Raw genomic sequence first — 12,713 nt, 5'->3', positions numbered from 1 at the left:
CCACTCAAAGTTGCTTTCCCTCGCACTCGCTCGCAGCGCGCGTAAACGGCGACGGTCACCGCACTGCCACCCACACGTTCGGCCAGTGCGTCAACTCCCCGCGCCTGCACCCGCCGAGCGACAACGGAGTGCACTTCTCCACCATCGGCGGCACCGCCGAAGGGGCGCTTCCAGCGATCACGCGGGAAGCGCCCCTTCGATGTCTGCCCTCTTCGGTCAGGGGCCGAAGACCATTGCCAGGTACTTCTGGCTGGTGTTGCTCTCACTCACCAGGTGGTTCGAGAGGAACAGCCGTCCGCCGACGAACCAGGCGTTGGCGAGATTGATGGTGAGGCTGGATTCGGCGTCGCGTACGGACCGGTCGGCCGGGTTCTCCAGCAGCACCGTCTGCTTGAGCGAACCGCCGTCGATGCTGGCGACCTGGCCGCCCTTGTCGTACGGGGGGAACTTGTAGACGATCAGGTTCCCGCCGTCCATCCGCAGCGGCACCATCGAGTACCGCTCGCCCGCCTCGATGCGCTCCGAGGTGGGTTTGCCGGTCTTCAGGTCCCAGGTCACGATCTCGTTCGTACGGCCCGTCTCGGCGCTGCCCCGCCGCTGGACGGTCGGCACGTAGACCTTGCCGTTGCCCACCGCGACCTTGGTGCAGCCCTCGACCTCGGTGCGCGGGCAGTGCAGGTCGAACTTCTCGCCGTCGACCGGCATCTGCGCGATCAGCTTGCCCGTCGCGCCGTCGATCGAGAACAGGTCGGAGATGCCCGCGGTGCCGGAGGCGGAGTCGTTGACCTCGGCGCCGACGAGCAGCGGCTCGGTCGAGAGGATCGAGGCCGTCTCGGCGCCGGCGGGCAGCTTGTAGGTGGAGAGCGGCTTGCCCGAGGTCGGCTCAAGCCGCTCGACCAGCAGTTGCGGGTTGTTGTAGTCGCCGCACTGACGGAGCGCCACCAGCGCGGGGCCGCCTCCGTAGCCCTTGTCCTTGCAGTTGTCGCTGCTCGGCTTGGGGCTCCACAGTTCCTTGCCGTTGATGTCCAGTGCACCGCCGCCGGAGTAGCTGCCGACCGCGACGGTGTCACCGGACACGGTGACACCGGTGAGGGTGGCGGGCCTGTCGCCGTCCTTGAAGCCGTGCGACCACAGCAGCTTGCCGCTGGTCAGGTCGAACAGACCGACCTGCGTGCACTGGGCGACCTTCCGGCCGGCCTCGATCGGTCCCTCGAAGAGGAAGGCGGCCTTGTTGCCGTCCTTGGACAGGTGGCGGGAACTGGCGCAGACCTCGCCGGTCAGCGGGAGGTTCCAGAGCTCGGTGCCCTTCTCCGGGTCGTAGCCGGTGATCTTCTTGACGCCGGCCTTGGCGTACACCTTCTCGGTGGCCCAGGAGCCCTTGACCTCGGTGATCTCCTTGACGACCGGCATCGGGACCTGGAACTTGACCTTGCCGGTGACATTGCCGGGGGCCTGCTCCTTGCCCGCGCCGTCCGGTGCGGCGGGGCCGGCCTTTTCGCCGCCCTTGGCCTCGCCGCCGCCTCCGCCTCCGCCTCCGGAGGAGCTGCCCGCGACGTCCTTGGGGTCGTCGCTGCTGGTCGCCTTGTAGACGACGCCCGCGCCGACGATCAGGACGACGGCGACGACCGCCGCGATGATGATCTTCAGCTGGGTGGTCAGTCCGCCGCCGCTGCCGCCATTGACGCCGCTGCCCTGGACGACGGTCTGCGGGGCGGGCGGCTGGGTCGGGTAGCCACCGCCGTACGGACCGGGCTGACCGGGCTGACCGGGGCCGGGCTGCCCGGGCTGGGCCGGGAAGCCGTAGCCGGGCTGTGGGGGCGGGGGCTGCTGGCCGGGGTAGCCGTAACCGGCCGGGGGTGTCTGCGGCGACTGGCCGGGGGCCGGCGGCGGGGTGCCGGGGGTCTGGGGGTAGCCGTACGCGGGCTGCTGGGCCGGGGGCTGTCCCGGCTGGGCCGGGGGCTGACCGGGCTGGGCCGGAGGCTGGCCCGGCTGGCCCGGCTGCTGGCCGGGGGGAGGCGGGGTCGGGGCGCCGAAGCTGCCGGCGGGCGGCTGCGGCGCGCCGAAGCCGGGGGCGGGCGGCAGGGGTGCCTGCGGGGGGAGCCCGGGAGCGCCCTGCGGAGGCTGCGGGGACTTGTCGAGCGGGGACGGGGGCTGCTGGCCCTCGTCCTTCGGGGGCTCGTGCGGTGGCTGCGTCATCGTGGGTCTACCTCTGGATCGGGGAGCTTCGTGGATCAACCGGGCGAAGTATCAGGGGCGCGGGGCGGGACCGCGGGGGCTCGGGGCGGGGCGGCGGAGGCGCGGGCGGCGACGGCGCGGCGGTGCGGGCTGCGACGGCGCGGGCAGCAGGCAGCGCATCGCGGCCCGCCGCCCGCGCCCGTGCTTCCGTGCGTCCGTCGCGCGGCCCTCATCCGCCGCGCCCCGCAGCTCAGTTGCCGAAGGCCAGGAGCGCCTGGGGCTTCTCGTCGTCCCGGCCCGAGATGCGGTCGGGTGCGAGGAAGAGACGGCCGCCCTCGTACGCGAGCTGCTTGGAGAACATGCCGCGTTCGACCGCCGAGACCGACGACGGGTGCTTCAGGACCTGGGCCGGGCTGCCGCCGGTGGCGGGAACCTTCACCAGACCGCCGGCCTTGTCGTACGACGGCTCGGAGTACGCGTAGACGAATCCGCCCTCGGCCTTGACCGGCACCAGGGTCCGGCCCTCGCCCTTCGAAGCCCACTTGCGCTTGCCGGTGGTGGCGTCGTAGGCGCGGATCTCGTTGCTGCGTGCCGCGGCCGCGTCGGTCTTCGCCCGGCTCGGCAGGTACAGGGTGTCGGCGTCGGCGGTGACGCCCTCACAGCTCTGGAGGCCGCCGCTCAGGGAGAACATGCCGCACCGCAGTTCCGGCATCTCCTCCCCCTTGGGCAGCTGCGCGGCGAACGTGCCGTTCGGCTTGAAGAAGGCGATGCTGGCCCCTTCGTCCTTGCCCTTCACCAGGTACAGCGCCAGCGGCTCGACGGACAGGACCTTCTTCACGGACCAGCCCTTGGACACCTTCCAGGTCCACTTGGCCTTGCCGGTCACGGGGTCGAGCTCGCGAAGCTGTTCGGGGGCGTTCTGCTCGGTGCCGCACTGGTCGACGACGATCAGCCGGGTGCCCTGGGAGGCGAAGCCGTCCATCCGGCACGCGCCGTCCCGGACGTCGCCGAACAGTTTCGAACCGTCGCTGATCCGGTAGGCGCTGGAGAAGGTGCGCTGTGCCACGACGGTGTCACCCGCGACCACGAGTCCGTCGAGGCCGAAGTCGAAGAGGTTCTGCTTCTCGATCTTCTTGCGCCACCCGGCCTTGCCGGCCTTGAGGTCGACCATCTGGAGGTGGTCGCAGCGGCCCTTCTCGGTGTTGTTGTCCTTGATGCCGATGACGACCTTGTCGCCGGTGCCGACCTGGCGCGGCGCGGCACAGACCTCGTTCGGGAACGGGATCTCCCACCGCTTCTTGCCGTCGGCGACGCCGTACGCGGTCATGGTCTTGTAGTACGTCTGGACGACGGTGTCGCCGACGAACCACATCGGCATCACCTTGCCGCCGCCGCTGGGCAGGTCGACGGTGTTGGCCTGGTTCCACAGGACCTTGGCGTCGCCGGGCTGGCGGGCCGAGTTGAAGTCCGTGCCTGCGTCCCGTCCCGGGGCGTCGCCGCCGGGGCCCTTGCCGTCGCCGTCGTCCACCGTGGGGGCGGCGCTCGGCTTGCCGGCGGTGGTGGGATGCGCGACGGGTTCCTTGTCGTCGCCGTCCGAGACGAGGTAGATGCCGCCCGCGACGACGATCAGTGCGGCGACGGCCGCACCGATGATCAGCATCAGCTTCTGCTTCTTCTGCGGGCCGTTGCCGCCGGGCCCTCCGGGGCCGGGGGCGCCGGGGTACGTCGGCTGGCCGGGCATGCCTGGCTGGGGCATGCCCGGGTAGCCGTAACCCGGCTGCTGGCCGTACGTGGGCTGCTGCTGGCCGTAGGCGGGCTGCTGCTGGCCGGGCGGCCCCGGGTAGCCGTAGCCGCCGGGCGGCGGGGTGGGCTGCGCGTACGGGTTGTCGGCGGCGGATGGCGGACCCTGCGGATACCCGTACCCGGGCTGACCCGGCGGCGGGCCCGGAGGCGGGCCGGCCGGGGGGCCGGGCGGCGGGCCGGCGGGCGGCCCCGGGGGCGTCTGCGGTGGGGTCGGCTGCGGCTGCGGAGCTCCCGGAGGCGGACCCTGCGGAGCCCCGCCCTGGGGGGACTGCGGGTCCTGAGGGGCGCCGAAGCCCCCCTGCGGCGGCTGGTTGGGCGGCTGAGACATCAGCACTTACCTCTTCACACGGGTGGTCCGCTGCCCGGTCGGTCTCCCCCGCGATTCCGGGCGGTCACATCCCCCCGGAAAGGAGCGAATCGGGCTTGGATCCCGCAGATCTACGTCAGTCGAGCGGGGCTTCTTTCTATCACTGGAGTCACCTCGAACAAGGGGCCGGTCCGCCCCTGTTCCCAAGGGAGGACCGGCCCGTGATGCGCTCGTTATGAGCCCTCTACGCGTTCTCTACGCCCGCCGTCGCCGCGTCCCTACGGGACGGGCTCACGCGTCCTCGGCCAGTTCCAGCCAGCGCATCTCCAACTCGTCGCGCTCGCCCACGAGTCCGCGCAGTTCGGCGTCGAGCTCGGCGACCTTCGCGAAGTCGGTGGCGTTGTCCGCGATCTGCGCGTGCAGCCTGGTCTCCTTGTCGGAGAGCTTGGTGAGCTGCCGCTCGATCTTCTGGAGTTCCTTCTTCGCGGCACGGGCGTCCCCGGACGACTTCGCCGGTGCGGCCGGGGAGGCCCCGCCGGCGGTCTTCGCGGCTGCGGCCGGAGCCGCGGGCACGGCGGCGTCGATGACCTTCTGCCGCCGCTCCAGGTACTCGTCGAGCCCGCGCGGCAGGTTGCGCAGGGTCGCGTCACCGAGGAGGGCGAAGACCTTGTCGGTGGTCCGCTCGATGAAGAACCGGTCGTGCGAGATGACGACCATGGTGCCGGGCCAGCCGTCGAGGAGGTCTTCGAGCTGGGTGAGCGTCTCGATGTCGAGGTCGTTGGTGGGCTCGTCGAGGAACAGGACGTTCGGCTCGTCCATCAGCAGCCGCAGGATCTGGAGCCGTCGGCGCTCACCGCCGGACAGGTCGCCGACCGGCGTCCACTGCTTCTCCTTGGTGAACCCGAACTGTTCGCACAACTGGCCCGCGGTCATCTCCCGGCCCTTGCCGAGGTCGACCCGGTCGCGAACCTTCTGCACCGCCTCCAGCACCCGCAGGTTCGGGTCCAGCTCGCCGACCTCCTGCGAGAGGTACGCCAGCCGGACGGTCTTGCCGACGACGATCTTCCCGGCGACGGGCTGTACGTCTCCCTGCGTACGGGATGCCTCCGCGAGCGCCCGCAGCAGCGACGTCTTGCCCGCGCCGTTGACGCCGACGAGGCCGACGCGGTCGCCGGGACCGAGCTGCCAGGTGAGGTGCTTGAGGAGGACCTTGGGACCGGCCTGGATCGTCACGTCCTCCAGGTCGAAGACGGTCTTGCCGAGCCGGGCGTTGGCGAACTTCATGAGCTCGCTGGTGTCGCGCGGCGGGGGCACGTCCGCGATCAGCTCGTTGGCGGCCTCGATGCGGTAGCGCGGCTTGGACGTACGGGCCGGGGCGCCCCGGCGCAGCCAGGCCAGTTCCTTGCGCATGAGGTTCTGCCGCTTGGTCTCCTCGGTGGCGGCGATCCGCTCCCGCTCGGCGCGCGCGAAGACGTAGTCGGAGTAGCCGCCCTCGTACTCGTGGACGGCGCCGCGCTGAACGTCCCACATGCGGGTGCAGACCTGGTCCAGGAACCACCGGTCGTGCGTCACGCAGACGAGGGCGGAGCGGCGGGACCGAAGGTGGCGGGCCAGCCAGCTGATGCCCTCCACGTCCAGGTGGTTGGTGGGCTCGTCCAGGACGATCAGGTCCTGGTCGGCGATGAGGAGCTTGGCGAGCGCGATGCGGCGGCGCTCACCGCCCGACAGCGGGCCGATGACGGTGTCCAGGCCCTGCTCGAAGCCGGGCAGGTCCAGCCCGCCGAACAGGCCGGTCAGCACGTCGCGGATCTTGGCGCTGCCCGCCCACTCGTGGTCGGCCATGTCACCGATGACCTCGTGGCGGACGGTGGCGGACGGGTCGAGGGAGTCGTGCTGGGTGAGGACGCCCAGGCGCAGACCGCCGACGTGCGTGACGCGGCCGGAGTCGGCGTCCTCCAGCTGGGCGAGCATCCGGATGAGGGTGGTCTTGCCGTCGCCGTTGCGGCCCACGACGCCGATCCGGTCGCCCTCCGAGACGCCGAGGGAGACGCCGTCGAGCAGGGCACGGGTGCCGTACACCTTGCTGACTGCCTCGACATTGACCAGGTTGACGGCCATGAATGCGTGCTCCAGGGGTAAGGGGTGGAATCCCTACCAGCGTATGGCCTGGGGCGGGGGCCTTGAGCGCGGGCGGGGGTTTGGGGGTTCCGGGGCCGGCGACCGGGGCGTGGGGGTCGCCCGGATGGCCGTGTCCCACGGGCCGCGCACTCGGCACGGCGTTCTGCTGGGTCCGTACCCGCGGTACCGACCCAGACCGAAGGCAGGACGCCATGCATGCTGTTTCCCGAGCCCGGATATCCGCCGCCGCGACCGCCGCCGCCCTCCTCGTCACGCTCGGCGGCGGCACCGCGCTCGCCGTCGACACCCCCACCGACCCCGGTGAGCTGACCGTCATCGACACCTCCGAGGGCAAGGCCCTCGCCGACAAGGACGGCAACGCCCTGTACACCTGGGCCGGCGACGAGAGGGACAAGTCGAACTGCACCGGCGACTGCGCCCGGACGTGGCCCGCCGCCACCGGCTACCCGACCAAGTCCTCGGACGTCACCGGCGAGACCAACCAGATCGACCTCGCCGGCAGCGACGGCAGGAAGCAGGTCGTCCTCGAAGAGAAGCCGCTCTACTACTTCAAGGACGACGCCAAGCCCGGCGACACCAAGGGCAACGGCGTCAAGAGCGCCGACGGCAAGGTGTGGAGCCTGGTCGGCCCGGACGGCAAGGCCCTGGGCGCCGCAGCCGCCGTGCCGGACACCGGCGACAGCCCGGCCGCCTCCGCGAGCCCCTCGGCCTCCGAGAGCCCTGCCGGTTCCGCGAGCCCGGACGCCGGTCGGTCCCCCTCCGGCGACGCGTCGGCCTCGGCGACCGGCTCCCCGTCCGCTAGTGCGAGCGCCAGCGCCGGTACGGGCACGGCCACGCCGACCGCCCCCGGCGTCGTCCCCCCGGTCGCGCCGACCGACCCGGGCATGAGCGAGACCCCGTCGGGCGCGGTGAAGGCGGGCGCCGAGGAGGCCGAGGGCGAGGGCGCGTCGAGCGGCTCGGTCGCCCTGGCCCTCGGAGCGCTCGCCGCGGTGGCCGCGGCCGGCACCGCCTTCGTCGTACGCCGCAGGAGGGCGGGCAACCACTGAGGCACCGGGGACGGGCGGGGTGGGGTCGTGCGAGGTGGGGTCGTGCGAGGTGACAGCCGCTGAGGGCCCCGGCGCGGGTCATAGGGAGCGGGCATCCCCACGACCACCGCCGCGCGCCCCCCGCACGTCCCCCCTGCGCCCCCCACCGTCCGCACGCCCCGTGTGCCCGCGCCGTCCCTCCCCCGCACGGTCCCCCGATCCCCCGGCACGTCCTCGCTCTATCACGCACGGTTATCCCTTTGCCCGCGCTCACCGTCCGTGTCTACGGTCGTCCCATGAAGCAAGCCACCGAGAACGACATCCGGAAGTCGTTCATCAACTGTTCCAAGGGCGAGGCCCAGCGTCTGCCGATGCCGCGTGACCTGGCCGAACGCCCGTGGGAGGACCTGGACTTCATGGGCTGGCGCGATCTGTCCGCGCCCGACCGGAGCTACCTGGTCACCGAAGACCCCGCCGACGGGCGCCTCTTCGGCGTGACGTTCCGTTTCCCGTCCCGGCAGCGCGGGTTCCTGCACCGCAGCATGTGCGCCGTCTGCCTGACCACGCACCCCGGCAACGGCGTGTCCTTGATGACCGCCCCCAAGGCGGGCCTGGCCGGCAGGCAGGGCAACTCCGTCGGCATCTACATGTGCACGGACATGGCCTGTTCGCTGTACGTGCGCGGCAGGAAGACCCCCGAACCGGGCGGCCGGTTCGAGGAGTCCCTGACCGTCGACGAGCAGATCGACCGCACCCGCGGCAACCTCTTCGCCTTCCTGGCGAAGCTGACGGACTGAGGTCCGGGGCCGCCGGGGCCCGACGGAGGGCGGTCGCCGGGCCGGTTCAGCGGGTGAGCACCGTCGCGCCGGCCGCCGGTGACACGGCGGGCCGTGCCGCCGCGCAGGTCCCCGACGCCAGCAGTGCCTCCGCGACCCGCTGTGCCGCGTCCGCGTCCTTGACCAGGTACGCCGTCGTGGGGCCCGAGCCGGAGACCAGGGCCGCCAGCGCTCCGGCCGCGGTGCCCGCAGCGAGCGTGGCGGCGAGCGAGGGGCGCAGGGAGAGGGCGGCCGGCTGGAGGTCGTTGCCGAGCGCCGCCGCGAGGGCGGTGGCGTCTCCGCTACGCAGCGCTGCCAGGAGCGCGTCGGATGCCTCCGGCGCGGGGACCGCCCCACCGGCGGTCAGACGGTCGAACTCGCCGTACACCGCCGGTGTCGACAGCCCGCCGTCCGCGACCGCGAAGACCCAGTGGAACTCGCCGCCGACGGGCAGCGGGGTGAGCTGTTCGCCCCGCCCCACCCCGAGCGCCGCACCGCCGACCAGGCTGAAGGGGACGTCGCTGCCCAGCTCGGCGCAGATCGCGAGGAGCTGGTCGTAGGGGGTGTTCGTGCCCCACAGCGCGTCGCAGGCCAACAGGGCGCCCGCGGCGTCCGCGCTGCCGCCGGCCATGCCGCCCGCGACGGGGATGTCCTTGGCGATGTGCAGGTGCACGTCGGGCGCGAGGCCGTGCAGTGCGGCGAGTGCGATCGCCGCGCGGGCCGCCAGGTTGGTGCGGTCCAGCGGCACGTGGCCGGAGCCCGGCCCCTCGCAGGTGACGGTGAGTTCCGGCGCCTCGGTCGCCGTCACCTCGTCGTACAGGCCGACGGCGAGGAACACGTTGGCGAGCGGATGGAAGCCGTCGGGCCGGGGTGCGCCGACCGCCAGCTGAACGTTGACCTTGGCGGGGACGCGCACCGTCACCGCGGGCCGCCGCGTCACGCCCCGGCCCCCTTGGCCTCGGCGATCCGCGCGAACTCCTCCACCGTCAGGGCCTCGCCGCGTGCCTGCGGGGAGATCCCGGCGGCGACGAGGGCGGCCTCGGCGGCGGCGGGCGAACCCGCCCAGCCCGCGAGCGCCGCGCGCAGCGTCTTGCGCCGCTGCGCGAACGCCGCGTCGACGACCGCGAAGACTTCCCTGCGGGTGGCGGTCGTCTCGACCGGCTCCGCACGGCGTACGAGGGAGACGAGGCCGGAGTCGACGTTCGGGGCGGGCCAGAAGACGTTGCGGCCGATGGACCCGGCGCGCTTGACCTCCGCGTACCAGTTGGCCTTCACGGAGGGCACCCCGTAGACCTTGTTGCCGGGCTTCGCGGCGAGCCGGTCGGCGACCTCGGCCTGGACCATGACGAGGGTGCGCTCGATGGTCGGGAAGTGCTCCAGCATGTGCAGCAGCACCGGCACCGCCACGTTGTACGGGAGGTTCGCAACCAGCGCGGTCGGCTCCGCCGGAAGCTCGGTGACCAGCATCGCGTCCGAGTGCACGAGGTGGAAGCGGTCGGCCTTCTGCGGCATCCGGGCCTGCACCGTGGCGGGCAGGGCCCCTGCCAGTACGTCGTCGATCTCGACGGCGACGAGGCGGTCCGCGGTGTCGAGCAGCGCCAGCGTCAGCGAGCCGAGGCCGGGGCCGACCTCCACGACCACGTCGTCCGGGCGCACTTCGGCCGTCCGCACGATGCGGCGGACGGTGTTGGCGTCGATGACGAAGTTCTGCCCGCGCTGCTTGGTGGGGCGCACGCCGAGGGCGGCGGCCAGCTCGCGGATGTCGGCGGGGCCGAGAAGGGAGTGCTCGGGGGCGGTGACAGGTTCAGGGGTGCTCACCACCCCACCCTAAAGCGCACCCCCACCCCCAACCCCCCGACAGCCCCTTCGGGCAGCAGCGCGGCCCGACGTGCGCCCCCGTGGGCCCCTGGACCGCCGGCGCGGGGGCACCTCCCTGCACGAGCGGAGCCGAGTGCTCGGGGGAGGGCGGGCAAGGGGGCGGCCCCCACCGGGGTGCACTCCCCGCCGTACGCCCAACCCACCCCGCCGTGCGCAGCCCCACCAGCCGCACCGCGCCACCGCCCTGCCCTGCACGCCCCGGCCCGCCATGCCCTGCCCTGCGCACCCGGGGCCCACCCCGGCCCGGTCCCGGCCAGCCCCGTTCCAGCCCAGCCGCGCCCCGCCCCTAAAGCCGCCGCCCGCAGTGCGGCCAAGGACTGGCCCCCCGCTGCACATAGAGCTTCTTCGCCCGAAACGTCTGCTCCGAAGCCGGCGCCTCCTGCGGCGCCCCTCGACCGCCCAGCGACTGCCACGTCTGCCTGTCGAACTGGTAGAGCCCCCCGTACGTCCCCGACGGGTCCGTCGCGTTCGGCCGCCCACCGGACTCGCACTGGGCGAGGCCCGCCCAGTTCAGGTCGTCCGCGCCCGCCACCGCCGTGGGCATGGGCTTCGTACCGACCTTGATCACCTGATCGACCGGCCGCCGTACGACCTCGTCGGAGAGCTTCCTCGGCTTCTGTTTGACCCCGTTGACCGTGCGCAGGGCGTACGTCACCCGCCGGGCGCCCTTGACCCCGGACCGTTCGACCTCCTCCGTGCCCTTGAAGATCGTCGGGTCCTTCCTGCGGACCACCTCGAAGTCGATCGGCTCCTCCCGGACCACCCGGGACCCGGTGATCCGCATGATGGTGACGGTCTGGCCGTCGCGGGGGAAGCTGTCCAGCGGCACGGAGGTGGTGTCCTGGTTGCCGAGGGAGAGGCCGGCCTCCTCGACCGCTTCCTCGACGGTCGCCGCGTTGGTACGGATGGTGCGTTCGCGCCCGTCGGCCATGAGGGTCAGCGTCCGTTCCGTACGGACGTCCAGGGCGAGACCGTTGCGGGAGATCGGCGCGGACCGGGACGCCGACAGGTACGCCCCCTCCGCGCGCACGCCCAGTTGCCGCAGCGCCCCGTCGACGGTCTGCGCCGTGGTCCAGATGCGTCGGCGTTCACCGTCGAGGGTGAGGGTGACGGGGCGGCCGTAGCGGACGACGACCTCGTCGCCGCTGGCGAGGGTCTGGCCGGGGCCGGGGGCGACCAGGTCGTGCTCGCCGACGTGGACGCCCTCCTTCTCCAGGAGTTCGGTGACGTCGTCCGCGAAGGTGTTCAGCATCCGGGGGGTGCCGTCGACGCTGAGTTCGATCGTCTTGTCGTTGGCGACGAACGCCGACGTGCCGCCCGCGAGGAACGCCACGACGAGGGCCTGCGGTACGAGCTTGCGCAGGGTGTCGGGCCGTTCGCCCTTCTCGCCCCCAGCGGGGGCCCTGGGCGTGTCGCCCTTGCGGCGACGGACCGCACGCCGCGATGCGGCCCGGCCACCACCGTCGGCCGCCTCCTCCTCGCTCCAGGAAACCGTCTCCGGCTCGGCGCCGGGGGCCGGCCCGAAGGCGGAGTCGAGGGCGGAGTGGGCGTCGAAGGGAGCGCCGGAATCGTAGGCGGGGTCGTAGGGAGCGGCGTGAGGGGAAGCGTGGGCCGGGGCGCGGGCGGGGTCGTAGGCCCAGCCGTGGGCGGGCTCGGGGGCGGAACCCCAGGGCGGGTCGTGGGCGTCCCCGTTCCCGGGCCGGGATACGCCAGGGCCCGGGTGCATCCCCGCTTCCGGGTCCGCGTAGCGCACCGCGTGCGGGTCGACCCGGGTGGCGGCCTCCGCGTCGGCCGCCCCGCCCGCGTACGGGTACGGGTACGCGTCCGCACCCACCGACCCGTACGGCTCGCCCGTCCCGTACGGCTCGGCACTCCCGTTCGGCCCGTCACTCCCGTACGGCTCGCCCGACCCGTTCGGCTCGGCACTCGTGTACGGCCCCGCACTCCCGTATCGCTCAGCACCCCCGTACGCTTCCGCGCTCCCGTACGGCTCGGCACTCCCGTACGGCTCGGCACTCCCGTACGGCTCGGCGCTCCCGTACTGCACGTAGCGCCCGTGCGGCGCGGACGGCACGGGCGTCTCGTGCGGCGCGGACGGCTCGTACGGCGCGGCCCCATCGTGCGGCACAGGCGTCTCGTGCGGCGCGGGTGGCCCGTACAGTCCGTACTGTCCGTACTGTCCGTGGCGTCCCGCCTCCTGCGGCCCCGCCTCGTACGGCTGCTCGTACAGCCCCTGCTCCGGGCCCGGCCCCCCGTCCGGCCCCCCGTCCGGCCCCCGGTCCTCGCCCTGGTCCTGGCGCGCGCCGGGCACCGGCGGTCGCGGGTGCGCGTCGCCGTACGGCTCGTAGGCCGCTCCGTACGGCGGTGCCGCCCCGTACGGCGCCTCGTACGACAGCGCACCACCCTGCGTATTGCTCACGTCGCTCCCGGTCCGCCCGACGGACAGCCGGACGGACCCGGGCTGCCACTGCTGCGGCCCGGGACACTAGCGGAGCAATCGTCACTCTCCAAAGCGACGCGACTACGGAGGGTTGTTCCACGAACGCGAGTGCGGTCCGGAAGCGGCCCGCC

The 12,713-nt window shown here is 73.0% G+C and carries 8 protein-coding genes; 2 read left to right on the top strand and 6 right to left on the bottom strand.

Features of this window, described 5'->3' with window-relative positions; translation table 11 throughout:
• Positions 1–216: 216 nt before the first annotated feature.
• The 3 genes from ACQPZG_RS20945 to ACQPZG_RS20935 form a co-directional block, all read right to left on the bottom strand.
• On the bottom strand, positions 217–2,196 hold the full coding sequence (locus ACQPZG_RS20945; protein ID WP_433547275.1) for a PQQ-binding-like beta-propeller repeat protein: 1,980 nt from the start codon (positions 2,194–2,196) through the stop codon (positions 217–219).
• A gap of 229 nt (positions 2,197–2,425) precedes the next feature.
• A complete protein-coding gene (locus tag ACQPZG_RS20940) occupies positions 2,426–4,306 on the bottom strand; it encodes a PQQ-binding-like beta-propeller repeat protein (protein WP_433547274.1) in 1,881 nt (626 codons plus the stop codon).
• 270 nt (positions 4,307–4,576) lie between these two features.
• Positions 4,577–6,403: an ABC-F family ATP-binding cassette domain-containing protein gene (locus ACQPZG_RS20935; RefSeq protein ID WP_433547273.1), complete on the bottom strand. Its 1,827-nt coding sequence runs from the start codon at positions 6,401–6,403 to the stop codon at positions 4,577–4,579.
• 212 nt (positions 6,404–6,615) lie between these two features.
• Between ACQPZG_RS20935 and ACQPZG_RS20930 the strand changes: the two genes are divergently transcribed.
• Both ACQPZG_RS20930 and ACQPZG_RS20925 read left to right on the top strand, forming a co-directional pair.
• Entirely contained in the window at positions 6,616–7,470 is an 855-nt protein-coding gene (locus tag ACQPZG_RS20930; protein WP_433547272.1) for a COG4315 family predicted lipoprotein, read from the top strand.
• Between the two features lie 275 nt (positions 7,471–7,745).
• Positions 7,746–8,246: an FBP domain-containing protein gene (locus ACQPZG_RS20925; RefSeq protein WP_433547271.1), complete on the top strand. Its 501-nt coding sequence runs from the start codon at positions 7,746–7,748 to the stop codon at positions 8,244–8,246.
• Between the two features lie 46 nt (positions 8,247–8,292).
• On the opposite strand, the gene ACQPZG_RS20920 is transcribed toward ACQPZG_RS20925, so the two are convergent.
• The 3 genes from ACQPZG_RS20920 to ACQPZG_RS20910 all read right to left on the bottom strand — a co-directional run bounded on the left by ACQPZG_RS20920 (position 8,293) and on the right by ACQPZG_RS20910 (position 11,868).
• On the bottom strand, positions 8,293–9,204 hold the full coding sequence (locus ACQPZG_RS20920; RefSeq protein ID WP_433547270.1) for a 4-(cytidine 5'-diphospho)-2-C-methyl-D-erythritol kinase: 912 nt from the start codon (positions 9,202–9,204) through the stop codon (positions 8,293–8,295).
• Complete coding sequence (gene rsmA / locus ACQPZG_RS20915; RefSeq protein ID WP_433547269.1) at positions 9,201–10,082, bottom strand: 16S rRNA (adenine(1518)-N(6)/adenine(1519)-N(6))-dimethyltransferase RsmA; 882 nt, start codon at positions 10,080–10,082, stop codon at positions 9,201–9,203. Before rsmA ends, ACQPZG_RS20920 begins: the two co-directional genes overlap by 4 nt.
• A 346-nt stretch (positions 10,083–10,428) precedes the next feature.
• Positions 10,429–11,868 (bottom strand): ubiquitin-like domain-containing protein, encoded by a 1,440-nt coding sequence (locus tag ACQPZG_RS20910; RefSeq protein ID WP_433549484.1) that lies wholly within the window; start codon positions 11,866–11,868, stop codon positions 10,429–10,431.
• Positions 11,869–12,713: the final 845 nt, after the last annotated feature.

This window comes from Streptomyces sp. CA-294286 (genome assembly GCF_050947155.1).
Classification (GTDB): domain Bacteria; phylum Actinomycetota; class Actinomycetes; order Streptomycetales; family Streptomycetaceae; genus Streptomyces.
Note: the sequence above shows the minus strand (reverse complement) of the source record. Positions and strands in the feature narration are given on the sequence as shown.